This is a genomic window from Bacillus sp. UNC125MFCrub1.1, from assembly GCF_000701305.1.
Taxonomy (GTDB): domain Bacteria; phylum Bacillota; class Bacilli; order Bacillales; family Bacillaceae; genus Bacillus; species Bacillus altitudinis.
Genome location: NZ_JNIG01000010.1, coordinates 76,776 through 102,396 on the forward strand (window position 1 = coordinate 76,776; position 25,621 = coordinate 102,396).

At 41.0% G+C, this 25,621-nt stretch carries 21 protein-coding genes and 1 riboswitch; of the genes, 6 read left to right on the forward strand and 15 right to left on the reverse strand.

Annotated features, from left to right (window positions below; genetic code table 11):
* Positions 1 to 71: 71 nt before the first annotated feature.
* Positions 72 to 755, reverse strand: coding sequence for a response regulator (locus tag N521_RS05790; RefSeq protein ID WP_008346951.1), 684 nt, complete (start codon positions 753 to 755; stop codon positions 72 to 74).
* Positions 752 to 2,371, reverse strand: coding sequence for an ATP-binding protein (locus N521_RS05795; RefSeq protein ID WP_026050048.1), 1,620 nt, complete (start codon positions 2,369 to 2,371; stop codon positions 752 to 754). The genes N521_RS05790 and N521_RS05795 overlap by 4 nt, the downstream gene beginning before the upstream one ends.
* A 67-nt stretch (positions 2,372 to 2,438) precedes the next feature.
* Here N521_RS05795 and N521_RS05800 point away from each other — a divergent pair, with 67 nt between their 5' ends.
* Positions 2,439 to 3,536, forward strand: a complete 1,098-nt coding sequence (locus N521_RS05800; protein ID WP_035390390.1) for a TRAP transporter substrate-binding protein — start codon at positions 2,439 to 2,441, stop codon at positions 3,534 to 3,536.
* Between the two features lie 25 nt (positions 3,537 to 3,561).
* Here the strand turns inward: N521_RS05800 and N521_RS05805 are convergent, their stop codons facing one another.
* Positions 3,562 to 4,392, reverse strand: a complete 831-nt coding sequence (locus tag N521_RS05805) for an EcsC family protein (protein ID WP_025206785.1) — start codon at positions 4,390 to 4,392, stop codon at positions 3,562 to 3,564.
* A 163-nt stretch (positions 4,393 to 4,555) separates the two neighbouring features.
* Between N521_RS05805 and N521_RS05810 the strand changes: the two genes are divergently transcribed.
* The 4 genes from N521_RS05810 (at position 4,556) to N521_RS05825 (ending at position 7,323) form a co-directional block, all read left to right on the forward strand.
* Positions 4,556 to 4,816, forward strand: coding sequence for a GlsB/YeaQ/YmgE family stress response membrane protein (locus N521_RS05810; protein ID WP_003214275.1), 261 nt, complete (start codon positions 4,556 to 4,558; stop codon positions 4,814 to 4,816).
* Between the two features lie 229 nt (positions 4,817 to 5,045).
* Positions 5,046 to 6,323 carry an Nramp family divalent metal transporter gene (locus N521_RS05815; RefSeq protein WP_008346963.1) on the forward strand — a complete coding sequence of 426 codons (1,278 nt, stop codon included), beginning with the start codon at positions 5,046 to 5,048 and terminating at the stop codon, positions 6,321 to 6,323.
* Between the two features lie 67 nt (positions 6,324 to 6,390).
* Positions 6,391 to 6,960, forward strand: a complete 570-nt coding sequence (locus tag N521_RS05820) for a GNAT family N-acetyltransferase (RefSeq protein ID WP_008346964.1) — start codon at positions 6,391 to 6,393, stop codon at positions 6,958 to 6,960.
* A 99-nt stretch (positions 6,961 to 7,059) separates the two neighbouring features.
* On the forward strand, positions 7,060 to 7,323 hold the full coding sequence (locus N521_RS05825; protein WP_008346966.1) for a hypothetical protein: 264 nt from the start codon (positions 7,060 to 7,062) through the stop codon (positions 7,321 to 7,323).
* 39 nt (positions 7,324 to 7,362) lie between these two features.
* Here the strand turns inward: N521_RS05825 and N521_RS05830 are convergent, their stop codons facing one another.
* The 11 genes from N521_RS05830 to topB all read right to left on the reverse strand — a co-directional run bounded on the left by N521_RS05830 (position 7,363) and on the right by topB (position 23,158).
* A complete protein-coding gene (locus N521_RS05830) occupies positions 7,363 to 7,587 on the reverse strand; it encodes a hypothetical protein (protein WP_024720475.1) in 225 nt (74 codons plus the stop codon).
* Positions 7,588 to 7,668: 81 nt separating this feature from the next.
* Positions 7,669 to 8,124 (reverse strand): hypothetical protein, encoded by a 456-nt coding sequence (locus N521_RS05835; RefSeq protein WP_035390392.1) that lies wholly within the window; start codon positions 8,122 to 8,124, stop codon positions 7,669 to 7,671.
* Positions 8,125 to 8,140: 16 nt separating this feature from the next.
* Complete coding sequence (locus tag N521_RS05840) at positions 8,141 to 9,628, reverse strand: ribonuclease YeeF family protein (RefSeq protein ID WP_231493297.1); 1,488 nt, start codon at positions 9,626 to 9,628, stop codon at positions 8,141 to 8,143.
* Positions 9,629 to 9,862: 234 nt separating this feature from the next.
* Complete coding sequence (locus N521_RS05845) at positions 9,863 to 11,584, reverse strand: pyruvate oxidase (RefSeq protein ID WP_035390394.1); 1,722 nt, start codon at positions 11,582 to 11,584, stop codon at positions 9,863 to 9,865.
* A gap of 70 nt (positions 11,585 to 11,654) precedes the next feature.
* A complete protein-coding gene (locus tag N521_RS05850) occupies positions 11,655 to 13,481 on the reverse strand; it encodes an APC family permease (protein WP_035390396.1) in 1,827 nt (608 codons plus the stop codon).
* A gap of 112 nt (positions 13,482 to 13,593) precedes the next feature.
* A riboswitch (cyclic di-AMP (ydaO/yuaA leader) is annotated at positions 13,594 to 13,741 on the reverse strand.
* A 66-nt stretch (positions 13,742 to 13,807) separates the two neighbouring features.
* The gene (locus N521_RS05855; RefSeq protein WP_035390398.1) at positions 13,808 to 15,889 is read right to left on the reverse strand and encodes a cellulose biosynthesis cyclic di-GMP-binding regulatory protein BcsB; all 2,082 of its coding nucleotides are present in this window, start codon (positions 15,887 to 15,889) and stop codon (positions 13,808 to 13,810) included.
* Between the two features lie 4 nt (positions 15,890 to 15,893).
* Positions 15,894 to 17,117, reverse strand: coding sequence for a glycosyltransferase family 2 protein (locus tag N521_RS05860; protein WP_220482513.1), 1,224 nt, complete (start codon positions 17,115 to 17,117; stop codon positions 15,894 to 15,896).
* Positions 17,118 to 17,154: 37 nt separating this feature from the next.
* Positions 17,155 to 18,870, reverse strand: coding sequence for a DUF2334 domain-containing protein (locus tag N521_RS05865; RefSeq protein WP_035390402.1), 1,716 nt, complete (start codon positions 18,868 to 18,870; stop codon positions 17,155 to 17,157).
* Positions 18,860 to 19,711 carry a GGDEF domain-containing protein gene (locus tag N521_RS05870; protein WP_035390404.1) on the reverse strand — a complete coding sequence of 284 codons (852 nt, stop codon included), beginning with the start codon at positions 19,709 to 19,711 and terminating at the stop codon, positions 18,860 to 18,862. Before N521_RS05870 ends, N521_RS05865 begins: the two co-directional genes overlap by 11 nt.
* Complete coding sequence (locus tag N521_RS05875; RefSeq protein WP_035390406.1) at positions 19,692 to 20,774, reverse strand: glycosyl hydrolase family 8; 1,083 nt, start codon at positions 20,772 to 20,774, stop codon at positions 19,692 to 19,694. Before N521_RS05875 ends, N521_RS05870 begins: the two co-directional genes overlap by 20 nt.
* Before the next feature lie 197 nt (positions 20,775 to 20,971).
* Complete coding sequence (gene topB / locus N521_RS05880; protein ID WP_035390408.1) at positions 20,972 to 23,158, reverse strand: DNA topoisomerase III; 2,187 nt, start codon at positions 23,156 to 23,158, stop codon at positions 20,972 to 20,974.
* A 183-nt stretch (positions 23,159 to 23,341) separates the two neighbouring features.
* Between topB and N521_RS05885 the strand changes: the two genes are divergently transcribed.
* Entirely contained in the window at positions 23,342 to 24,478 is a 1,137-nt protein-coding gene (locus N521_RS05885) for a hypothetical protein (RefSeq protein WP_035390410.1), read from the forward strand.
* A gap of 51 nt (positions 24,479 to 24,529) precedes the next feature.
* Here the strand turns inward: N521_RS05885 and N521_RS05890 are convergent, their stop codons facing one another.
* The gene (locus N521_RS05890) at positions 24,530 to 25,585 is read right to left on the reverse strand and encodes a tartrate dehydrogenase (protein ID WP_035390412.1); all 1,056 of its coding nucleotides are present in this window, start codon (positions 25,583 to 25,585) and stop codon (positions 24,530 to 24,532) included.
* Between the last annotated feature and the right edge of the window lie 36 nt (positions 25,586 to 25,621).

Genomic DNA, 25,621 nt, shown 5'->3' on the forward strand with positions numbered 1-25,621 from the left:
TAAATGATAGCGATTTCATCAAAGGCTGTGAAGCTTATGGACATATCGTACATTTTGGTCTTTTTGGTCTCTTAGTCAGAATGTACGATATATTTGTTCACAGGGCGTCCGACCCCGCCATATTGCATATCTAATTTCAGCTCGCCTTCTTTCACGAGGAAGTCTAAATAACGGCGTGCCGTTACACGTGCAATCCCAAGTGCATTGGCAACTTCCTCTGCAGACTGCGCTCCTTCTTGCAGACGCATATAGGCTTTAATTTCATTCATCGTATGCACATTCAGCCCCTTAGGAAGCCACGTCTCTTCAAGCTTAACAGCAGGCTTTCGTATGATATCATCGAGCATCTCTTGAGAAAATTCTGCTGCGGTACGAATTTTTGATTTGAACGCTTTATAGCTTTCAAGAGATTCTTTCATCCGTTCAAACTTAAATGGCTTAATGATATAATCTCGGGCACCATTTTGAAGCATGGTGCCGATCGTCTCTTTGTCCTTTGCTGCCGAAATCACAATCACATCCACCTGCATCTTTTGCTTTCTGATGTCTTGCAGTGTTTTGACGCCATCTTTTTTAGGCATATACACATCGAGCACCACAAGATCTGGGCGAATGTCTTTGATCAGCTGGATGCCCTGCTCGCCATTTCCTGCTACAGCCGCAACTTGAAAGCCAGGGACACTCTTAATGAACTCTTTATTGACTTCTTGCACCATCGGATCATCTTCAATTAATAGCACCTTAATCTGAGTCATCTGTCTCTCTCCTCTATTGTCATTGGGAATTCGATTGAGAAGGTGGTACCAATGCCGATGCTTGATGTGACTTCTACATTTCCCATTCCTTTGTCGATAATCGTTTTTACAATATACAGCCCGTAGCCTGTTCCGCCTTCTTTACCGTGAGTAAAGCCTTTGTCGAAAATATGAGGAATCATGTCCTCTTCTATTCCAGATCCATAATCTTCAATTAAGATCGCGAGGACATCCTCTGTTTGATCAATACTAATAGAAATGAGTTTTGTGTCTCTTTCTACAGTATCATACGCAGCAAAGGCGTTCTCGATCAGGTTGCCAAGCAGCTTCGTCATATCATGCTGATCCAGCCGCTCTGGGAAATCGCGCAGACTGCTATTTTCATCTACTTCAACCTTTATGCCTAGCTCCTTGCCCCTTCTTATCTTGCTCATCAATAAACCTGCAACTGCATCATGCTGTATCACACGGTGGAGAAAGTCCGTCACATGCTCCTGCTCTTCGGTCGTTTGAAACGCTAAATCGAGCGCTTGATCGGCTTTCCCCAGCTGAATTAATCCCGCAATTGTATGAAGCTTATTCATATGTTCATGATTTTGCACCCGCAGGCCATCAACGAAGTTCTTCACCCCGGTTAATTCCTCCGCCAATTTGGCCGCCTCTGTCCGGTCCTGAAAAATCGCAACCGCTCCGATGATTTTCTTTTTCATCACAATTGGAATTCGGCTGCTCATGATCCGCTTTCCGCTCATATGAATTTCTTCATTGTAGACGGGTTCTGCGCGGTCAATGATTTCTGGAAGCCTTGTATCTGACAGCACATCCCAAATATTTCGGCCCACTACATCACCTGTCACGCTGAAAATTTGCTTTGCTTTTTCATTAAAAATGGTGATCATGTGCTGGTTATCAATGGCAATGACCCCTTCATTAATGGAATGAAAGGTAGCGGTGCGTTCCTCTAGCATTCTGACAATCTCATGCGGCTCTAGCTTAAACATTTGCTGTTTAATATGACGGGCGAGCAAAAATGAACCGACAAGCCCGAAGCTGAGTGTGAGCAGAAGGATCATGAGGATATCCTGCTTCATTTCTCCTAATATATCTGCCATACTCGGCAATGTTCTTCCGACTAGTACAACCCCTGTTTGGTTAAATTTTTCATCCTTTACTGGATAAAAAGCTCTAATGGCTGTGCCAAGCTCTCCCTGTGCTTCTGAGAAATAGATATGCTCTGCAAAGGCAGGTTCTTCATCTGTCCCCTCAGAGCGCTGGCCAATCCTCGTTTTTACTGGATGTGTCAATCGCACGTGATCCATATCCATGACAACAATGTAGTCAGCATCTTGGATAATCCGAATCTCTTCAATGGCATGCTGTAACCGCGCACGCTCCTTTGTCTGATCATCCAATGCCTGCTTTACCTCATTCATCTCAGCTACTGTTCTTGCCGTGTTCATGAGCCTTTTTCGAAGTTCTCGTTCCTCTGTTTGCTGAATTCCCCCGACCAGAACAATTCCTCCGATTAAAAGGGCAAAAATGACAACGAAATATGTGAGGATGGTGAGCTTCCATCTAATAGATAATTGTTGTAATTTCAGTCGATTTCTCATCATTTTTTCACCTGTATCTTTACGAATTCTTCCTCTGTCAAGTATCCTTGACATAAGGGGGATCTGACGCATGAAGAATTTACTCGCCTATACGCTATTGCTCATCATCGGTTTTGTAACCGCTTTATACTTTGGTTTTTATCATATGATGCCTAAATCAGCGACGACCTTCGACGATGAACAGACTGGGCTGAAGGATCAGCTTGTGTTCAAATTCAGCCATGTTGTCGCAGATAATACCCCAAAAGGGCTGGCTGCAAAGAAATTTGCTGAGCTTGTTCATGAAAAATCCGACGGCAGGATCAGCATACAAATCTTTTCAAACGGGAGTCTTTATTCTGATATCGAAGAAATTAATGCACTAAAAGAGAATCAAGTTCAATTTATTGCTCCGTCTACGTCAAAGCTCGGCATGCTGTCCCCTGAATGGCTGGCACTTGATCTGCCCTTTGCCTTTTCTAACTACGATGCTGTCCAAGAAGGGTTACATGGTGCGATTGGACAGAGACTGTTCGGCACACTGCAAAAAGACGGACTAAAGGGAATGGCCTACTGGACAAATGGCTTTAAGCAAATCACTTCGAATAAAGGCCCAATCAAGCAGCCTAGTGATTTAAAAAAACAATCTCTCCGTATTATGCAAAGTGACATGATTGAAAAGCAATTCAAGCTTCTTGGCGCAAAACCCTATCAGGAATCGTTTAATTCAACGTTTCAGCTGCTAGAAACAAAAAAAGTAGACGGTGAAGAAAATACAATTTCAAATATTTATTCAAAAAAATTCTATCATATACAAGACTATATGACGATCAGTAATCACGGGTATTTAGGGTATGTCGTCTTAACGGATCAATCCTTTTTTGATCGTCAGACACCTGAGACGAAACGAATTTTACTCGAAGCGATGGAAGAAACAACGGCATGGAACGAAAAACATGCCGAACAAATGAACAAGGATCAGCTGGAGGAAATTAAACGCGAATCTCCAATTGCGATACACGAATTAACACCAGCAGAGCGGCAAAAATGGATGAAAGCGCTCGATCCTTTGTATGATGAAGCAGAAAGGATCATCGGTTCCACCTTGATCAAACAAATCCGCGAGCTCCGGGCACGCTATGAATATTCTCCGATTCAAGCGTTTGAAGAAGATGCTGAGACCAAATAAAAAATCCCTTTAGAGAGGGATTTTTTTATGCGCCGGAGTCACGCTGTTCTTGCTGAGCGAGCTCCTCTAATCTTGTTAATATTCTGCGCTTTCGATATTGCATGATGCCTGTTTCGGCAATTCCTTTTAACTGTGAGCGGTTGGACGCTGCACCAAACAAAATCCCCGCAATTGGGACAAGTTGAAACAGCTTCTTCCAGCCAAACGAATCACGGTAGTTATATACGACCTCACGCCATCCTTGAATTTGAGAGATCATGTTTTCGTGCTTCCCTTCTGATGCATGATAGCTCTTCAGCTCTTTTAATATTGATTTTTTCCCAACAACGTCAGCAGAATTCAACTGTAAACATTTAATGATAAAGACTCGTTCTTCTTTATTTTTCGGATCATAGCCATAGGTGACGGCGATATCCTGTAATGTTTTTAAAGAGAGACCGAGGACAGCCGGAATATCTGCCGCTAATGTAAACATACCTCCGACACCTGTCGTCGCACCTTGCACAGTGGCGAGGTTTGTTCGGTTTTTCCCCATCTGATCACTAATGGCATCCATGACCTCGATCGGAGCCGCCTCAATATCTTCAATACGCGAAATCGATTCATCGGCACATTTCTTTTGAAATTGATGAATAATGCCTTTCTCTGACGTCAAATAGACACCGCCTGATTGAATATAGTGCCCCATCTCATCTAATAACACACCGATTTTTTTTTGAATAAAGGCAGGGGTCAGCTTGTCCAGCATTTGAAATGGAAGCCGGCTAAGTTTCTCCCAAAACCATACCTTTTGCTGGTCTTTCTCCCACTTTTCAATCTCTTTTAATTGTGCTTTTAACCACTCTCTTTCCTCCATGCGATTTGCCTCCTTAGATGCCGTTCAAGTATATGTCTGTTATTATACACAATCCTTGTCCATCATACGTATCGAACATTGAAGTGGTTCCGAAAGGTTTTAATCTCTTTTAAAACGGTTATTGCTTAGTAAACAATAAACAAACAAAAGAGGAGTGATCAACATGTTAGGATTTCTGATTTCATTAGTTGTGGCGATTGTCATTGGTCTCATTGGGAGTGCACTCGCTGGAGGCAGTGTACCAGGAGGCTGGATCGGTTCAATGATTGCCGGGCTTGCAGGTGCTTGGATTGGTCATGGATTACTTGGAACGTGGGGTCCTAGTCTGGCAGGATTTGCGATCATTCCAGCGATCTTAGGAGCAGCCATTTTTGTCATTATTTTAAGCTTGATCTTCCGCAGCGTTGGATCAAGGGTTTCTTAAAAAACGATACAAAAGAAGAGGAAGCAGAGGATGCACCGCCTAAGATAAGAGGCGGTGCTTTTTATGTTTTGATTGACAAGGTATCTATTTTTTTCACTTACATATGATAAACAAACCTATTAGTTCAGATAGTTGACTTTTCATGAAGATGGGCATATGATGATTAAAAATTGCATCGAGGAAACTTTTTGTGCCAAAGCAAAACTTTGTAGAATCTAGGTGATGACATATGACAAACAAATACATCGAGGCACAAGCCCACATGTCAGTGGCAGCGGAGCGTGCACTTGAAGGAAAGGTGAAGGGTTTTAGAAGGCTCCTTCCTTTTCTCGGGCCTGCTTTTATCGCAGCCATTGCCTATATTGATCCAGGAAACTTTGCGACCAACATTGCGGCTGGCTCGAAATATGGCTACCTTCTGTTATGGGTCATTCTCATATCCAATCTCATGGCCTTACTCATCCAGTCTTTGTCTGCAAAGCTTGGAATCGCAACAGGGAAAAATTTACCTGAAATTGCTCGAGAAGAGTTTCCAAAACCAGTCTCGATCGGTTTATGGATTCAGGGCGAACTCGTCATTATCGCCACAGATTTAGCCGAATTTATCGGGGCTGCCCTTGGTTTATACTTACTCTTTCGTATCCCGCTGCTTGAAGCATCGATTATTGCAGCGATCGGTTCTTTTGCCATTTTAGAGCTCCAAAGACGAGGTTATCGAGCATTAGAAGCAGGAATTACCGGTATGCTGTTTGTTGTCGTGATTGCTTTCGCTGTACAAACCTTTGTGGCTAAACCTGATCTTGCAAGTGTCGCCGGTGGACTGTTCATTCCAAGGTTTGAAGGGACAGACAGCGTACTGCTTGCCGCTGGTATTTTAGGCGCTACGGTGATGCCGCATGCGATCTATCTCCATTCAGCCTTAACGCAAAGAAGAGTCGTCGGCAGAACGGAAAAAGAGAAAAAGCTGATTTTTCGTTTTGAGTTTTTAGACATCCTCATTGCGATGGTAGTTGCTGGCGCTATCAATGCCAGCATGTTGATTGTAGCAGCTGCTTTATTTTTTAAAAATGGTCTTTTTGTTGAGGATTTAGATGTAGCATTTCAGCATTTTGGAACTCTCGCAGGTCCTGTATCAGCGATCTTATTTGGTGTAGGTCTGCTTGTAGCCGGACTTTCCAGTTCTTCTGTCGGTACACTGTCAGGCGATATTATCATGCAAGGTTTTATTCAGTACCGCATTCCGCTGTATGTCCGCCGGCTGATTACCATCATTCCCCCTATTGCGATCATTGCATCTGGGGTCAATCCGACATCTGCGCTTGTGATGAGTCAAGTGGTCTTATCCTTTGGAATTGCGTTTGCTTTAATTCCGCTCATTTTGTTTACAAGTAAAAAACGAATTATGGGCGATTTGACGAATGCTCGCTGGGTGACCGGAATATCTTGGGTGATAGCAGCTCTTGTTGTCGCACTTAATCTGTTTTTAATTGTGGATACGTTTATGTAAAAGACAGTGATCAGGCTGTCTTTTATATCGGGTTGTGGTAGAATTTCCCTTGAGAGGATGTGATCACATGTTTTTTTATCAGGATCAAGATCTATCCATGCGGCTGCTTGAACCAAGAGACGCGAGAAGTCTGTATCTGCTCATCCAACGCTCAAGAGAGCACTTACGTGAATGGATGCTATGGGTCGATTCGACGCAGACAGAAGAAGATAGCATGGCGTTTATTCAAGGTGCCATGCAGCAAGCTTTGCAAAACAATGGTTTTCAGGCTGGAATCTGGTCACATGGAGAACTCGTTGGTATCATTGGCACCCACCAAATTCATTGGATTAATCGGACGGTTTCCATTGGCTATTGGCTCGGGGAAGGCTATCAAGGAAAAGGCATCATGACAAAAGCATGCAAAGCGGTCATTCACTATTTATTTGAAGAGTGCGGTCTGCATCGCATTGAAATAAGGGCCGCTGTTGATAATCAAAAAAGCAGACGCATCGCAGAGCGTTTATCTTTTTCACTTGAAGGCATATTAAGACAATGTGAATGGCTGGGCGACCACTTTGCCGATCACTGTGTGTACGCACTTTTACAGCCTGAATATATGAAACAAAAAACGAATTCAATCAATCAGCCCACTTAATTGTGTCGATTGCATGAACTATTTTACAAAGTGAAGCTTTGTAGTATCCGTTGTGATTGGCATCTGATAAAATAGAAGGAAAAAATCGAGGTATGATGTATGTCTCTTATTATTTTATTTTACTTATGGATTGTCCCTTTATTATTTGGCATTTTCTTCTCATTCCTAACAAAGAAAGCCACATACAAACGCCGCTTTGTCCCATCATATAGCATGGCAGGACTCAGCATCGTGTTTCTCATTCTGGCACTCGTCTTTTCAGCCAGTCATTTTCTATTCATTTGCGGTATGTTCCTATTCGCCACTACACTTGTCGGCACAGGCATCCCGTTATTTTTAGCTTTTACTAAAACACCTTCATAAACAAAACCACCTTTTCGCAATGGAAAGGTGGTTTCTTTTTTACTGCTGAGGCATCCGATAGGTCATCGTACCATTTGGGTTTTTTTCAATTACTTTCACAATGTCTTGAAGGATCTCTGACGCTCGATCGCTTGAGTCATACTTGCCGAGCGTCTTGACCCAAGAATCACTGCCTGCGATAAACCCTTCAATCTTTTTACCGGTTACTGTGACTTCGTGAACATTAACGAAACTTTGTTCGTTTTGTGTGAAAATCCATAGCATGGTTTATTCCCCTTTTTTTGTGGTGGTTTATTAGCCTCGTTTTTAAGATACATTTATACTCAACAACGTATTGAAATTCTCTCACTTATTCAGGTTGTGAACCAGGTGTTTCTCAATTTCCACATCATTACCATAAACTTCAAAGTAAGAAAAATCGAATGCTCTAATTTCAATATCTGCTAAAGAGTGTTGGATGCCCTCATCTTCTTCTGTTTCTGGCATTGAATTCAAATCCCATTCAATCTGTAAACCTTTTTGAAATCCTATAAAGACACCTGATTCAAATTGAACAACTTGTCTTACACTATCTATTAATTGGTCTGTTGACATTACACTCAAATCTTGGCTTGGGAATAGCTCAAAAAGAGAAGAATGAGTCGAACCAAAGACATCAAATACATACCATTGATAATCCTGTTTAAATTCCTTAATACACAAAAGAATCTCAGCAAGTTGATCACCTAAGCAAGATAATTCATCGTTAAAATATTCCCTACCTCTTATTTTTAATAGAAACGCTGATTCCTTTACACCCATTCAAATCTCCTCCAAATTATTCTTTAAAACTCCATGATCCATCCTTAAAGACCGCAAGATGAGAGTGGGGATTTGTGTGATCACCTCTACCATGATCCGTCCAATCTGTTCTTTGTATCGGCGTACCATCTTTTCCCCATTCGAGGGTTTGAATGTACCCCTCTTTACGCCCTTTCCTATAACCAATTTGCGTATGAGGAAACTGTGAATCTGGTTTATGAACCGTTCCATTGATTAACTTCCCATTCTCGTATTTTGGCAGACTCGCATTTTTACCATTTATATCTTTCGGGATATATTTGGGCTTTTTAATGGAATCTAAATTACTTTTAACTCCCTTCGCCCCAAACGGCAAAAGCATCCCCAAAGCCGCATTCATACTCGCTTCCTGCTGTTCTTTCGAGACTTTATTTCCAAACATATCTCGACCCGTAATCGCTTCGCTGAAGCCGTTGGTCGCGGTGAGTCCATATAAGCCTTTTTGTGATGTTTTCAACGCATCGAAAGACTTCTGTGATGTCTTGTAAATGTCGACTGCTCTGACTGCGGCAGACGTGGCTTGAGTCGTTTTATAGACGGCTTTTCCGCCTTTGAAAATACGTCCTGCCCATCCGACGATTGGGATATATCCTGCGGCTGCCATGCCGCCTGCGGCGACTCGTTGGCCTGCGGTGAGTTCTTCACCTGTGATCGGATCGACACCTGTTGCGGCACGTTTTGCATCGTTCACGCCTGTCAGCTCATTAACGATATTCCCACCGTAATCAAGGGCTTTTTCATACCAAGGACGGTTGGCGAGCGCTTCTTGTTCCTTTGCGATCTTGCGGGCTTCTTCTTGATCTTTTTTAATTTTTAGATATTCAGAAGTTTGCTTCTCAATATCGCTTTTTGCCTTGTAGATTTCGCTATTTTGATACGCTTTCTTGTCAAAATTCATAGGCGAAATGGACTTTCCGTCATTTGTGGCATTGATCATTTCTGCGTACAATGCCATTGTAGCCTTCTCCTCAGTCTCTGACAAAGCATATTCATCTTTTAGATTTTGATCAAGTTCTATTAAATCTTTAACCGTTTTCTTCCGTTCATCTTCCGCATCTGCAATCTTTTCGTCAAAGGTTTTACTATCAAATACCTCCAGAGAAATGAGGTCATCAATATCTTGAAAAATCGTTTTGAGTGCCTTTTTTTGATCCTTCACGATGCTTTTGGCATTCTTGATTCCCATATGTACAGCGTTGTCTAAAAAGTGTTCTTCTACAAAGGTGTCGCCGCCAAAATTTGTATCATCAAGTGTCCCAGAAACACCTTCATGAAAGGCTTTTTGTTTATCAATGAAGCTAATAAACATGTCCACATTTCCGGCGAGTTCTTTGTAGAAGCTTTTAATGTTATCGGCACCTTTTCCAGTGAAGTCGTCACCGAGATTGGCAACACCTTGAAGTGCCTTTTTTAAATCTATCATTTGTTCGCGGAGTTCCTGATAGTGTTTTGCCCTTGTATCCATGGCATTGGTTAGTGCTTTTGCATCAAGTATCTTGCCCAGATTGCGCCACTCCCTCCATTATTGATCATAAAGTCTATTTTACCTTTCTCACTGAATTGGAAAAATAGGCTTTAAGTTGTAAAAAATCCAGTCTTTATATTTTTATACAGAAGAAAACAAGTGACAATTGAAATGATTTTACCTATTCAACAAAAAAAGTCAGTCTCCCTAATTGGAAGACCGACTACCTGCTGTTTAGAAAAAGCGTTTAAGGCTTTTCTTGAGTGGAGGGATATCCAGCTCACCTTTTTCAAAGAATTTTTTCAATAAATATTTACTAAAGCCTGCTGCTTGTGTGTACGTGATTTTACCAGGTAACGGTGGTTCATTGGTCACCGCAACATCAATGATCACAGGTTTCTCAGCTTGAAGTGCTTGATCAAAGGCTGGTGCTAGTTCTTCATGTGATGACACCGAGATTCCTTTACCACCGCATGCTTCTGCAAATTTTGCAAAATCAATATCTTCCAGCTCTATACCATAGTTGATGTTGCCTTTTACCTGTTGTTCATATTCAATCATACCAAGGTTGTTGTTGTTTAAGATCACAACGACAATTGGCAGTTTATATTTTACCGCCGTCACAAAATCTTGCATCACCATTGTGAAGCCTCCGTCACCACAGACAGCAATGGCTTGGCGGTTTGGTTCGTTTAATTTAGCTGATATTGCGCCAGGTAACCCACAGCCCATTGTGGCAAGCCAGCTGGAAATAATGAAATCCTGCTGCTTCATTTCGAAATGACGTGCCATCCATACCGTCACATTACCGACATCAACTGAAAGAATGGCATCATCATCGACCGCTTCTTCTAATCTAGCGATGACTTGCTGCGGTTTAAGCGGTGATGTGGCAATAGATTTTTCCTTATCCATTTCTTCTCGCCACTTCATCATGTGCTCTGTACAAGCTTCAAGGAAACCGCGCTGCTCTTTATATTCAATATAAGAGGTTAGTTCATGAAGACCAGTCTTACTGTCACTTACAATCCCCACTTCTACTGGATATCTTTTACCGATCTGATCCGGTTTGATATCCAATTGAATGGCAGGTGTGTCTTCCGGTAAGTAATCCCTATATGGGAAGGAGGTTCCAAGCATGATTAATAAATCGCACTCTTCCATCGCTTCATATGCCGGCTTCGTCCCGATCTGACCTAGGTTCCCTAAAAAGTATGGATGCCTGTCTGGAACAACACCTTTTGCAGGAAGTGTAATGACGATCGGTGCAGCTGCCTTTTCTGCAAACGAAAGAAGTTCTTCTTTAGCATTTCTTAATCCTTTTCCTGCTAAGATGACTGGCTTCTTCGCATTGTTAATGAGTTGAGCAGCCTTTAGCAGTTGATCTTTCTTCGGCCGCACGTCTCCCTCTACGTAAAGAGGAGATGTATAAACGGGACTCCGCTTAATTTTCTGAGCAAATAAATCATCTGAGACAGTGAGAACCGCCACCCCTTTATGGGTATAAGCAGCTTTGATGGCTTGATTCAATAAGTCAGGCAGAGCTTCTGCTGTTTGTACTTGCTGATTAAAGACAGCAACATCGTCAAACATCCGCTCTAATTTGATTTCTTGAAATGCATCTCTGCCTACTTCAGTTGAAGCAACCTGCCCTGCAATCGCTAATACAGGTGCACCATCCGCTTTTGCATCGTATAGTCCATTTAATAAGTGGACAGCACCTGGCCCTGCAATTGATAAACAAACACCGAGTTTACCTGTTAGTTTCGCATCAGCTGCAGCTGAAAGTGCTGCCACTTCTTCATGTCTTGTTTGTATAAATTGAATTTTGCTTGATTCATGCCTTAGTTCTTCGATTAATTCGTTAATACTGTCGCCGGGCATTCCATAAATATGTTTCACGCCCCACTCTTCCAGTAGCGCTGTTACTTCTTTTCCTGCGGTTCTTTGCGGCATGTGAGAAAACTCCTTTTTTCTTACTCCATACCACCGCACCCTTTTGATCAAACGTTTCAACTTGCTCTTGTTACTTTTTAAAGTGATATGGAAGAGTGGCGACAACAATATCCCGTTTCCATAATAAACGGAATCTTAATAAGAAAGCAGATTGATTATGCAAAATGGTGTGCCATCTTTTTTTCGGAATAAATTGAGGGACGAGCACCATCACTCTATATTGATGTGCATTTGCTTTCGCTTCAATCGTTTCAAGAAATTTATCAAGCGGGTGAATGAGACTTCGATAAGACGAATGTAAAATCACCAGACGCACATCACTATTCAGCTTTTCCCAATCAGCTTCAATTTTCTTGTCTTTCTCTTTATCAAACGATACATGAACCGCTATGACCTGGTCTGATAAGGATTTTGCATATTGCACAGATTGTTCGACGACACGTGTGACACCTGCTATTGGGACGATGACCACATTTCCTTTGATTTCGACAGGCTCGGTTTCATTCAATAAACGTAATTGTTCTCCAACAGACAGATAATGTTTCTTAATAGAATGAAAAATAAATAGAACAATTGGCATGAAAACAAATACTGGCCATACAAGATGGAACTTGGTCAAAATGAGAATCATGAAAACCGTAAATGAAATAAATGCTCCCACGATATTGATAGGCATTTTCACTTTCCATCCCTGTGGTTTTTCACGAATCCACTTTACACACATACCTGTCTGAGACAAGGTAAATGGAATAAACACACCGACAGCATAAAGTGGAATGAGGTGTTCCGTTTTCCCATCAAATAACCAAATAAGCAACATAGAAGCTACACCTAAAAAGATAATACCATTGGAATAACCGAGCCGATCTCCTCTCACTGTAAACATGCGCGGCATATATTTATCCTTTGCTAAGTTGACAGCCAATAATGGAAAAGCTGAAAAACCTGTGTTTGCCGCTAATATTAAAATTAAAGCTGTGACAGCTTGAATGACATAGTAGAAAAATGTCCGTCCAAAAGTGTCTGATGCAATTTGTGACACAACCGTCTCTTCTGGCTTTGGCGAGATGCCAAAACCAAACGCAAGCAATGTCACTCCTACAAATAGAACGGCCAGTAATCCCCCCATCATCAATAAAGTTCTCGCTGCATTTTGTGCAGCTGGTTTTTTAAAGGATGGAATTGTATTAGAAATCGCTTCAACACCAGTTAAAGCAGAACAGCCAGACGAAAATGCCTTTAATAAAAGAAATAACGTGATGCCTGATACATGTGTGCCAAATGCTGTATGTTCAGGTGCTGGCGGCACTTGCCCAGTTAATAGTTTAAACCCGCCCACCCCAATTAAAATGAGCAATGAAAAGACAAATAGGTACACAGGATAAGCCAAAATAGATGCCGACTCTGTCAGTCCACGAAGGTTTAACACCATAATCACTAGGACTAATACAATTGAGATCATGACATGATATGGATATAGAGCTGGAAAAGCCGATGTGATCGCATCGGTCCCAGCAGAAATGCTCACTGCTACGGTTAAAATGTAATCGACGAGTAATGATCCACCAGCAACCAGCCCTGGTTTTTCACCCAAGTTTCTGCTGGAGACGACATACGCCCCGCCGCCTTCTGGATAAGCATAAATAATCTGGCGGTAAGATAGAATTAACGCCATTAAAAGGATTAATACACAACCTGCAATCGGGAGTGAGTACCAAAACGCTGCCGCACTGACAACTGATAGAACAATTAAGATTTGTTCTGTACCGTATGCGACTGACGACAATGCGTCTGATGACAATAATGCCAAAGCTTTGATTTTTGATAGTTTTTGTTCTCCTGCTGCCTGTGATTTTAATGGTTTACCAATTAAAATACGCTTCATCAAACTGTACATGTGATGCCCGCTCCTTTAGTGTCAAACGATTTGAGTTACAAAATTTGGATCGCCAAAAAGACACAGAGGCAATAGAATGCCCCTGTGCCTATTGTTTAGATCACAGGTTGGTCTTTGCTCTCTTTAACGCTTACGAGGTTAGCTGACGGATTCGGGCGCATGAGATTTTGCCCTACCTTAAAAGGATTCACCCCACGTGGTGTTTTATACCACCACAATTGGTTCCCCCGCTCATCGAAATGATTCAGCGATTGGTCTTTTATAAAAGAGATCATACTCCCGTTTGACACCAAAGTAAAGAGATTTTTTCAAGGTCTTTTGATCGTTTAGAACTCAGTCTTTTTACGGTTTTTTCGTACGAAATAGACAATCATCACAAGCACAAAAAGGATGAGTGCAGCGATACACACAAAGTAAATCCAAGACTCGCTGCTGCTTTGTTTTTCACTTGTTTTCAGACTGCTGGATGTGCTACTGACGGATTGATGATTAGTAAACACGCCTTTGTTTTTACTCTCTATTGCAACTGTTGCTTTTTCTGTATTTGTTTGAAGAAATTGCATGACTTCATTTGACACGTTAGCTTCAGCTGCAGTCATTCCTGAAAAGACTGTCATTTTCTGTTCTTTATTCCAAACAGATGGCTGCGTCCATACAATTCGAGCCGTTGTTTCGTTGATCATGCCGAAAGAAGATACATCATATTGATCCTTTTTCACCGGAACAATGAGATCGGCTGCTTTTTCTTTCAGAAGAGAGAAAGTCTGAATACCTCCGATAAAAATGAGAGGGTGATTTTTCAATTGTTCATTTGTCACTTGAGAAGCTTTCATTAAATGATATTGAGCCACTTCTGGCTGACTAAAAGATTCCGTCACCATGGCCATTTGATTGATTGTTTCACGTTTGATTTGATCTGGTATGATGATCAATGTATTTTTCGAAGTGAACGGGAGCGGCCATGCGGCTAAATCTGGCTTTTCACTCGTTGTTCCTTCTGGTATTTGTAAAGAGCTATTTTTGTCAATGAATATCCAGCCTTCTTCATCCGTATGTCTGCAGGATTCCATGTTTTTAAAACCACTTGTGACAAATTGCAAATCAATATATTCATTTTTTTGAAGTATCTTTGAATCTACTGGAATCGAGACATGATAGAATCCATTCGCATCTTTGCTGCCTAGTTTTGCTAATGGTACGTCGTGCGGTTCGTCATTGATCATAACAGTTAACCGTTCTGTTTTGCTTGCCGCTGTATCAGATTTTTTGAATGAAAGATTGAGCTTTGCACCTGATTTTTGGTTAGCCAGTAGCGCTTTCGGATAATAGTAGTGGTCGGATGCCGTCTTGTTGGTCCCAACCGTGACATCATCTCCGCCAAAATCTTTCAAACGAATCTTGTGAGATGGTTTAGACGTTTGAGCTGCAGCTTTTTGAAGCACTAGGTCTGTTCCAGTCAGTTGATCCGTTAATTCTGACTGAGTTAGAACATTGATTTTTTCAGCGATTGTCACAGGCTTTTCCGCTGTCACAAATAGAATGGGCTGTTTTGTTTTCTTTGCTGTCAAAGTTCTCATCGCTAACGTAAGATGACTGCTTTTCGTTTTAATTCCTGCAGCTTGTTCAATCGTTTTCATCCGTCCATCCCAGCTTCCTATAGCTCCCACAGCAATCGTTGGGTGAGCCACTTGCTTGATGTCCTTTTCTTGGATAAGTTTGATCTCTTTTTGGCGATCTTTGTTTTTCAACGTACGGTATACTTTGATGGCTGCTTCTAATTCAGCTGCATCCGGTGAATTAGGAATTACAATGTCTGTCTGTTCTTTCTGATCACCTGTTTGAATAAAAGGTGATGGAAAGCTATCTAATGTGAAATCTTTTGTCTGGATTCCTTTGAATGTAAGTTCACTTTCAGGATACACTTTTAGCCAATTAGCAGGTGTCTCTTGGTTGATACACACGCCTTCTTTTAAAACACCATAAAATGTGACCTGAATGCGGTGAGTACCTTTTTTCAATTGTGCTTTGTTCAACTTGATTTGAATCGACTTTTTCTGGTTTTTCCCTGATACAGGGATGGTCTTTTCGATCTCTCCATCAATCATAACAGTGAATGAGGAAGGTGAAATCAATAATGGTGAAGCCTCTATATTGAACGTCAATGTGCTTGACTCTGTTTTTTCCTGATCCACTTGATAGGTAAATTCAGTGCGGTCTTCTTGCCCATATAAGGTCACTACGTCTTCTGATAGATGCTGCGTTTTTGTTTTGCTTTCTTTTGAAGATTGAACCCAATCATCTTTGACTTGAACTCGGTTGGATTGCGCCATTGCTTGACCTGCCATGAAAAAAGGCTGGATCGCTAAGGATAATCCTAATATATAAATCAACCATTTTAACGATTTCAATATGTCACCCGCTTTTCTTTTGTTGTTGATTGTAACGCTCGGTTTTGTACCATTTCACTTCTTGTTTCAATAATCGACTTTTCGCCTCTACACATAAGGAGTACACAACAAGCGCAATCCATACTTGGGAATAGGTAAAGTACATGAGAACGACAATGAGAATATTTTGTTTGGTCAGCTCTGTTTTCTCTATGCTTAACGTAATCATTACTTCTGTTAAAAAGAGGAAGAAGGCTAATCCCCATAGGATGAGTGCCACAGCTCCCACAGATAAGTGAAGATCAACGAATAAGTTTACGATAAAAATGCCGTTGGAGAGCAGTACACCAAAGAAAAATAAGAAATACGTAAAGAAAAAATAAAATAAATCGAAAATCATTCGTTTTCGTTTTAATTTCATAAACTGTCTTAAAAATTTGAGCACAACATATTGGTTGCCTCTAGCCCAGCGTGTTCTCTGCCGCCACCAGACTTTCCATGTTTCAGGCTCTTGTTCCCATGTAATCGCAGCAGGAAAGAACCGAATCACATAGCCCAGATTATACACACGAATTGTTAATTCAGTGTCTTCAGCTAGTGCATGGACATCCCAGCCGCCAAGCTCTTCTAAAATGTGCCGGCGGATCGCAAAGTTGGTGCCTGGTATCGTCGCAATGCCAAACCATTTCCATCTCCCGCCTTGCGCCATCCACTGGAAGCAGATCGTTTCTATGTTAATGAATTTTGTCAGGAGGTTTTTGGCTGCATTGATGACCCTGAATTTCCCGACAACAGCACCTGCTTTAGGATCATTCAATAATCCAAGAACCAAATGGTAGACGGCTTTCTTTTCAGGCATATTATCTGCATCGTATACACAAATAACGTCTCCTGTCGAAGCCTTCAAGCCTTCATTCAGTGCAGTAGATTTCCCCTTCCCTGCAAATGGCGGCTTTGTTTCAATCATATGGACATGATCGTATTGCTCACTAAATGATTGCACAATCTCCCCTGTACGATCAGAGGAATTGTCATTAATCACAATGATTTCAAGAAGGTGTTTGGGATAGGATAACTGGACCATGGCTTTTAGCGTCTGCCGAATGACCACTTCTTCATTATGTGCTGGAATGAGAATGCTGACGGTCGGCAGATCTTTCCCTTGTTTCGTCCATTTAGGCAGCACTTTTTCGTAAGTTAAATAGTGCTGAAAGCCTCCCTGCATCAGAAACATATGATATAGGAGCATGATCCAAATCAGTATTAATGATAGGTAAAATAAGATATCAGCCACCTGATTTTCTCTCCTTAAAGATCCGTTTTTTCATCGTCAGCCTTAAATACAATGTGTAAAAAGCAAATGCCACAATAAAGAGCAGCACCACCATTGTGAGTATTCGAAGCATATTTTCCATCCCGCTTCGTTTGTTTGTTTTTGGTTCAGCTATATTGGATTGCTCTATTTGAATCTGTCCATTTCCTGCTGTTTTGATCTGGACATTCTGAGTTTGAACAGTCTGTTTTGTTTTCTTTAAATCTAGCCATTCACTAGAAGGGATCGCATCCATTTGTGTGATTACATCTTGCAGCCCATCTATCCCCGCTTCCACATCATAGGACAGCCCAATGGCGGCGGATTGGATATGCTGCAAGGATTGAATTGTTTGCTCAGTCAGTATGTTTGCACCTTCTTGGTCAGACGCTGTATCTATAGACTGTTCAGGATATAAAGTCATGCCATGAAGCATGGCGGGTGTCGACAAAAATGGTGATGCACTTCTTGTTTTCCATGTACGGTCTGAGAGCTGCACCTGCCCAAATAGACTGGACATATGGCGGGAAATCACTTCATAGCCTTGCAGGGAAATGGCGTCATTTGGCACTTCAAATGCAAGCGGATATAACCCCTGCTGCGCGAGCAGTTCAATGCCTTTTGTCAGCTTTTCTTCTGTATAGATGGCTTCTTGATGTTGATTGGATGTGATATACGCATTAAAATCTTTTTCATTCGGAAAAAAGCTTTTGTTCAGCTGCTGATCAGCTTTCTCTGGTTCATTTGACGTAACGGGCTGATCGTACTTTACATCCCAGAATTCAAAGCCTTTACCCGACTCCTCCGTTCGATACGTACGGCTAAACCCGTGAAGAACGACACTAGCTCCATTGCTTTGCAATTGTTTTAACACGTGGACAAGTTTAGGCCGGTCACTGAGCGTCACTTCATCTCCCGTTGCTGGATCAATCCATATAGGGGTCACCGCCAGCAGAAAAGGGATATGGCGAGCTGTTACGTATCGTCCAAGTTTAAGTAACTTCTTCTCATCCGTGACAGGGTTAATCTTCCCAATCTGTAAGTACTTTGTCGTCGTTTGATTAGAAGCCGGCAGGAGACTTTCCAGCACCTCTGCAAGCAGCTTGTCGTGCTGAAGGATATTTAGCATTCCGATATATGCCGCACCTTCTTTTGTTTGAATCACAAATGGCTGTTCAGCTTGATTTTTCTTCAATAAGAATTTACGTTGCAGATCTGCACCTTGAACCGTCTGAGCTGTGATTCCTCTCTCTAGCTGACGGTATTCTTGATCATCAGTATCTTTGATTTGACTGATGTGATCTTGTTTGTGAAGAGTAAGCTTGGAGAATGGACGAAGCTGTTCCGCATTGTATCCTATTGCGATTAAGCGTTTTGATTCGTTTATGAGACGAATGGTTTGTGCTTTCAACGTTCTCTTTTCTTCACCTATATAGATAACTAGCTGAGAGTCATTGAGGTTCTTTTCAGTGATTTGTTCATCAGATAAAATGGTCGTTCGTGTGGAAAAATGCCCCACAAGTACATCAAGCATATGAACAGTTGGCGTTGTCTCACCTGATTGTGTGGAATAGACGATGAGGGTCCTTGACTCTTTCTCAAGTGCACCGGCTGATGTACTGTCTTTGATCGAAAGCATAGAGAAAAGAACGATTAACAAACAACATTTCGTCAAAACATTAAAGTTCATTCATCATCATCTCGTTTTCTAGTTCTTCTAAAAATTGCTCTGGTGTCCGATAGTCCGAGCTGCTTGTTAAATGACAGACATGAAAAGTTAAGGTCACTTCACGACCATTTAGCAGGACATGCGTTTGCAGTTTATCCTTTAGCTTTTCAAGAACGATCGAGACGTTTTCTGCAGGTGTGTGAGTGAGCAGCAGCCCGATTCGTTCTTCGGATAATCGAAATTTCTTATCGGTTTCTCTCACACTTTCGCGAATTTTCATACTGAGTTGCTGGAAAAGATGCTGCATTTCTTTTTCTCCATATAATGTTTTGAATTCCGCTGAGTAGTGCATATGAAGAAGGATAAAGACGAATGGCTGTTTATATCGTTCTGCTCGTTTCATTTCCTCAGATAACTCGAGCCTCATCCGCTCTGCATTGTCAAATCCTGTGGTTGAGTCAATCGCTACAAATTGTTTGATGGCCCTCTTTTGTTGGTCAATGGTGTAACGCATCGTTTTTATTCGCTCATGCACGTTTCCAGCAGAAATAGCAAAAAAGAGAAGTGCCACGCCCCATATCACGACATCTTGCAACGTTTGATGAGAAAAGAGTGAATTTGTGTGACCGAGCTCTGTAAAGAACATCCCGCTTCCTATAAAGAACAAAATCAACAAAGTAAAAACCAATGCTGGCAAAATACCAAATAAAATGCCGCATCCTATCACGACAAATGTGAGTGTGATGATCATGACACTCTCCGCATCACGTCCATTCAAGTAGCCCATAAATAAAATGAGTCCCGCAAACGTGAGGAGCAGCGTATAATACGTGCGATAGGTGTTACTGAATAACCTTTTCATTTAGAAGCTCCCTTTCTGCAATTAGAGGCAATAAATTATCAAATGAGTGTGTATCTTTTTCGTTCATATAGCCTCCGTAATAAGGCTTGAGAGGATCTTGGATTTGCAGCTCTTTCATTCGGTGATAGACGTCTTTTGCAAAATCATCTTCTCCTTGTTTGAGTGCATATAAGATCACCAGTGCATAGACTGAAGGCGATTCATACGTCACTGCTGGCTGTAATGTGCTCAGTTTATATCGTCCATACAGTTTTCCTTCCTTTTGGAAGTTGGTTTTCAGCCATTTCATGATGACTGATGTATCAACCTGTGCACGTTCGGCATAAAGAGCCGTATAAAGCTGGTCGATCAAGTTGATTTCCTGATCAAATGAGTAGACTTTCTTCGCTATGTCATAGGATTTTGGAAAAAATCCTTTTTGTCTCGGTGCATTTTTTAGAATGGCCAATTGGCTGTTCATCATTTGTTCTGTGAATAGGTGGAGGGATACTAGTTCTTTGATTGCTTTTGGGTCAATATATGAAAGTGTGATTGTATGTGAAGTTTGCTTTGTCGATGCATCATAATAGTCGGTCAACATACCCTTGAACATGTTTTTGTCTTTTAACGCTTTTGCGATTTTTTTGGCTGTGGTTTGATACACTGACTTCTGCCACAATTGATCTGCTTTTTGAAGTGCTGTTACTACACGTAAGTCATCAACTAAAGCATTGACTTTGCTTTTTTGATGAGATTCGATTTGCCAGCTAAGAAGATCATGTTCCAGTAAGAATTGAGTGCGCAGGACGTCTACCTGTTGATCAAAAGATGTTTGATCTTTTTTTCTAACAAGATAATCCATCCAAAGTCCGAGCGATTCCGATAAGTAGGTAGGCTGCTCCGCAAGCGAGGTCCGGATCATGCCTTGATCTGTCATTAAGTGGTGAGTCATAAAGTACTCTCCTGACAATACTGGCTTTGCAGGTTCTGGTTGAGCTGAATGTTGCTGCTGTTTCCAGGTACATCCGCCTAGTAGAATGACAATGAGTATAGCGATAGCTGTACGATGTATGGGTGTATCCATTCGTGTCCCCTTTCAATCCTTGTTCTCTCTAAGCATCTAACGATTTATTATAGAGCGTTTCTGTTTAAATGAAAATAAATATTTTATACCAAATTACGAGTCTTTTCGCTTACATATTCCCATTTACAGAAAAACAACATGTCAAAATACTCGAACAAACAAAAAACCCATGCGAATTCACATGGGTTTTTACACAACTATTGATCTAATTTTAGTTTCTTCAATTGTTCTGCAAGTGCGTTATTGATTGGTTCTTCCACTTTCTTTTGTTTCTTCATATATTTAGACACATCGTGCTTACTGGCTCGTTTTTGATTGGATTGTGATTTGCGTTTTTCGAAAACAGACAGTTTCTCTCTATGACCACAAACACAGGCAAATATTTTGCCATCGCCTTCCCCGCGCAGCTCAAGCTTTTTATGACAGTTCGGGCAGCGTGCATTTGTTTTCTTTGCCACATTTTTTCGATGTCCGCATTCTCTATCCTGACAAACAAGCATGGTGCCGTTTTTCCCGTTCACTTTTAACATGAGTTTTCCGCAGTCAGGGCAATGTGTGCCTGTCATGTTGTCATGCTTAAAGGTTTGGTTCGTTTGTTTGATTTCAGATACGGCTTGTTTTGCATATGACTTCATTTCACTCATGAATTGAGAAGCTTTCAATTGGCCTTTCGCAATTTTAGACAGCTTTTGTTCCCATTCCGCTGTTAACGCAGGTGACTTTAAATCTTCAGGTACTAAAGAAAGAAGCTGCTTCCCTTTCGATGTGATGAAGATGTCTTTGCCTTTTTTCTCAATTAAGAAGCTGTTAAACAGTTTCTCAATGATATCAGCTCTTGTGGCCACTGTCCCCAATCCACCCGTTTCGCCAAGGGTTTTCACTAAGTCTTTTTCCTTGTTCTCCATAAATGCAGACGGGTTCTCCATGGCAGATAAAAGGGTCGCTTCGTTAAAACGAGCAGGAGGTTTCGTTTCGCCTTTTGTCTCTTTTAATTGGCGTACGTCAAGTGACTGCCCCTCTGTTAATGCCGGCAAGTGCTGATCTGCTTCGGCTGATTCCTCGTCTTCATAGGAATCATCGTACACGGCTTTCCAACCGGCTGATTGCACAATTTTCCCTTTCGCTGTGAATGTCTCACTGCCGATCTTGGCGATCACTGTTGTTTCCTCATATTCAAAGGGGGTCATCAGTACAGCGAGGAATCGCTTGGCAATCAGGTCATATAATTTACGCTCTTTATCGCTTAATGCACCTGGATACAGCTCTTCCTCGGTTGGAATGATCGCATGGTGATCTGACACTTTGGCGTCGTTGACAAAACCTTTATGCGCTTTAATGCCTGATTGTAAAATGCGATTCACATGCTGCGCGTAAGGTCTAACGTTCATTCCTTTGAGTCGATCTTTTAATGTAGGCACGATATCTGCCGAAATGAAACGTGAATCCGTACGCGGGTATGTGACGAGCTTATGCTGCTCATACAGACGCTGAAGTGTAGACAGTGTTTCTTTTGCTGAAAAACCGTAGCGTTTATGGGCATCACGCTGCAGCTCTGTCAAGTCATACAATCCTGGAGCAAAGGCTTTTTTCGCTGTTTTTTTCAGTGCATCAATTACTGCAGGTTTTCCTTTACAGGCTGCCAAGCGCTCCTTCACTACATCCTCTTGGAATGTACGGTTTTGTTTTGTCTTTGCATCCTGCCAAGTCAGCGTCAGTCCGTCTACTTGTGCAGTCAGACCAAAGAACGGCTTCGGCTGGAATTGCTGAATGTCTTCTTCTCGTTTGGCGATCATGGCGACCGTTGGTGTTTGCACCCGTCCGCAGGAAAGCTGTGCATTGAACTTCGTTGTCAGCGCTCTTGTTGCGTTGATGCCGACAATCCAGTCTGCCTCTGCACGCGCAACCGCCGAGCGATACAAGTTATCATACTCTCTGCCGTCTTTTAATCGTTTGAACCCTTCTTGAATAGCTTTGTCTGTAACAGACGAAATCCATAGACGTTTTAGAGGCTTTTTCACATGTGCTTTTTCAAGAATCCACCTTGCCACAAGCTCCCCTTCACGTCCAGCATCTGTTGCGATGACAATGTCTTTTACATCTTTTCTCGCAAGCTGCGCTTTGACCGCTTGGAACTGTTTACCTGTCTTTTTCATCACGACAAGCTTGAGTGGTTCTGGAATAATTGGTAAATCCTCTAGGCGCCAGGATTGAAATTCTTTCCCGTAGCCTTCTGGATCAGCCAGTGTGACCAAATGGCCAAGCGCCCACGTGACAATGTATTGATCTCCTTCTAAGAAACCATTTCCTTTTTTATGACACTTCAGCACACGTGCAAGGTCACGTCCTACCGAAGGTTTCTCTGCTAATACAACTGTTTTTGACACGAAATTTCACATCTCTTTCTTCTATCCATCCTTTTATTATAGCAGACGTGGAGATGTGGTTCTAATGACGGATTATTTCTTCAATCGTTTGATGATTTCGTTTTAGATTGTCCTATATAGTTATTGGTACACACCTTCACAAATGTTATTATTAGTATAAAAAGAAAAAATTAAGGAGAACGAATGCAAACTGTTTGGACCTATATCACTAAAGTTAGTATAAAACAAGGTTTGAATTTATCTTTAGTCTATTATATTTTGATAAGTTTACTTAGTTCCATACATATTATGATATTTAAACTATCATTTTTTCTCATCCCATTATTTTGGATTTTAAAAACCATATCTCTCTATATATCAACAGTTAAACTTAAGCACCTAGATATTACTGATGAGAACTTTAAAGTAGACCGTCAAATCCGAGGTCAAATTATAATGTTAATATCTATAATTTTTATTTTAGTAGAAATAACCATTGGTTTGAATTTCAATATATTCTATCATTTTTGGAATAGTATCCATGGAATTTCTTTGCTTTCTTTTAGTTTTTGCTTAATTCTAATCGGTTTATCAATATATCACAATAATTTTTATATTAGATTTTTAGGGATTATTAGCACTACATTTTTCGGATTTTTCGGTTTGATTTTTTTAATCCTTTCAGTTTTAACGTTTGTTATAACTCTTTTTTCATTTTCCACAAACAATAATGCATATAATCACCTTATGAAATTCATATCAACTTTCAAAAATGAAAACCTTATTATTGTTTCTTATATTCTTAATGAGAAATATATTTTTGTTTTTATTATAATAACTATATATTCTGTAATATTTCTTTTAATAATTATTATATTTCACCCACCATATCAACTGGATCAATTAAGCAATGTACTTAAATTAAGTAATATTGTCATTTCATTAGTAACTATATCTATTTTTTTCCATGTGAGTATTAGTTTCTCTGGGCCTTCATTATTAGAACAAAAACAAGTTGCATTGAAATTAGTAGAAAAAGAAAAAATATACTTCGATGAGATAAATATATATATAAAGAATTTTTCAAAAGCTAATCTTATTAATCTCGCTACAATTTTATTTACACCTTACATCGTTTCACTTTTAGTTACAAATTTCTTTTTGGATTTGAAGAAAAATCTAGCTAAGAAAAAATCCTCGAAAATTTTAAGTGAATGTATTCACTTAGGTATTTGTTATAAAAATGAAGATATACAAAGCAAAAAATATTTTTTCTATGCAGGAGATAAAAACGCTTGGTTACTATATAACACTCTATATAACACACTTTCAAAAAAATAAAATCAAAAGGCGAATTATAGATACTACTTGCCTATATTTATAATTAATACGTTATTTCTTCAATCGTTTGATGATTTCATTCGTGACTTCTTGCGTTTGATAGGCGCCGCCGATGTCTGCTGTTAAAAAGCCATCTGCTGTGACTAATTCGATGGTTTCGAGCAGATGGGTGCCCAGTTCTTCCTCTCCGAAATGATCCAGCATCAATTTAGCGGTCCAGATTTGACCGATCGGATTGGCAATTCCTTTTCCAGCAATGTCTGGAGCTGAGCCGTGTACTGGTTCAAACATGGATGGGTATTTGCCATTTACATTGATGTTGGCGGCAGGCGCTACGCCAATACTTCCCATAATGGCTGCCCCAAGGTCTGTCAAAATATCACCAAACAAGTTACTGGCAACAACTACATCAAATTTCTCAGGTCTAGTTACAAAGAAGGCTGAGAGTGCATCAATGTGCTGTGAGTCTGCTGTCACCTCTGGATAATCCTTTGCTACGTCTTGAAACACTTCATCCCAAAAAGGCATGGTATGAACGATCCCATTCGATTTCGTTGCACTCGTCACATGCTTTCGCCTTTTTTCTGCTAATTGAAAGGCAAAACGCATCGCACGCTCTGTCCCTTTTCTTGAGAACACTGCATTTTGAACAGCAAGCTGATCTTCTCCTTGATAAATACGGCCTCCAATTTCACTATATTCACCTTCACCGTTTTCTCTGACAACTAGAAGGTCGAAATCCTTTGGCTGAGCAAGCGGTGAGCGAATGCCGCTCAGCTGTTTTGCAGGTCTGACGTTTATCACTTGCTCAAATTCACGTCTAATTTTAATGAGCAATCCCCAAAGTGATACATGATCCGGCACTAAATTGGCATCTCCGACTGCTCCTAAGAAAATGCTGTCAAAGGCTTTTAGTTGTTCCAATCCATCCTTTGGCATCATTTCGCCATGCTCTAAATAATACTCACAGCTCCACGGAAAGTCCTGAAAGGTGAAAGACAGACCGCCATGCACATCTGATACCGCTTTCAAAACTCGAATAGCTTCAGGCACAACTTCCTTTCCAACCCCGTCACCTGGTATCGCTGCAATTGAAATATGCTTCATTGATTTTTCCCCCTTTGTTATCGGTCGACCGTCGAC

Coding starts and splice junctions, on each gene's coding strand:
- N521_RS05790 (WP_008346951.1), bottom strand. CDS start 755: ATGACTCAGATTAAGGTGCTATTAATTGAAGATGATCCGATGGTGCAA.
- N521_RS05795 (WP_026050048.1), bottom strand. CDS start 2,371: ATGATGAGAAATCGACTGAAATTACAACAATTATCTATTAGATGGAAG.
- N521_RS05800 (WP_035390390.1), top strand. CDS start 2,439: ATGAAGAATTTACTCGCCTATACGCTATTGCTCATCATCGGTTTTGTA.
- N521_RS05805 (WP_025206785.1), bottom strand. CDS start 4,392: ATGGAGGAAAGAGAGTGGTTAAAAGCACAATTAAAAGAGATTGAAAAG.
- N521_RS05810 (WP_003214275.1), top strand. CDS start 4,556: ATGTTAGGATTTCTGATTTCATTAGTTGTGGCGATTGTCATTGGTCTC.
- N521_RS05815 (WP_008346963.1), top strand. CDS start 5,046: ATGACAAACAAATACATCGAGGCACAAGCCCACATGTCAGTGGCAGCG.
- N521_RS05820 (WP_008346964.1), top strand. CDS start 6,391: ATGTTTTTTTATCAGGATCAAGATCTATCCATGCGGCTGCTTGAACCA.
- N521_RS05825 (WP_008346966.1), top strand. CDS start 7,060: ATGTCTCTTATTATTTTATTTTACTTATGGATTGTCCCTTTATTATTT.
- N521_RS05830 (WP_024720475.1), bottom strand. CDS start 7,587: ATGCTATGGATTTTCACACAAAACGAACAAAGTTTCGTTAATGTTCAC.
- N521_RS05835 (WP_035390392.1), bottom strand. CDS start 8,124: ATGGGTGTAAAGGAATCAGCGTTTCTATTAAAAATAAGAGGTAGGGAA.
- N521_RS05840 (WP_231493297.1), bottom strand. CDS start 9,628: ATGGATACAAGGGCAAAACACTATCAGGAACTCCGCGAACAAATGATA.
- N521_RS05845 (WP_035390394.1), bottom strand. CDS start 11,584: ATGCCGCAAAGAACCGCAGGAAAAGAAGTAACAGCGCTACTGGAAGAG.
- N521_RS05850 (WP_035390396.1), bottom strand. CDS start 13,481: ATGTACAGTTTGATGAAGCGTATTTTAATTGGTAAACCATTAAAATCA.
- N521_RS05860 (WP_220482513.1), bottom strand. CDS start 17,117: ATGCTCCTATATCATATGTTTCTGATGCAGGGAGGCTTTCAGCACTAT.
- N521_RS05865 (WP_035390402.1), bottom strand. CDS start 18,870: ATGAACTTTAATGTTTTGACGAAATGTTGTTTGTTAATCGTTCTTTTC.
- N521_RS05870 (WP_035390404.1), bottom strand. CDS start 19,711: ATGAAAAGGTTATTCAGTAACACCTATCGCACGTATTATACGCTGCTC.
- N521_RS05875 (WP_035390406.1), bottom strand. CDS start 20,774: ATGGATACACCCATACATCGTACAGCTATCGCTATACTCATTGTCATT.
- N521_RS05885 (WP_035390410.1), top strand. CDS start 23,342: ATGCAAACTGTTTGGACCTATATCACTAAAGTTAGTATAAAACAAGGT.
- N521_RS05890 (WP_035390412.1), bottom strand. CDS start 25,585: ATGAAGCATATTTCAATTGCAGCGATACCAGGTGACGGGGTTGGAAAG.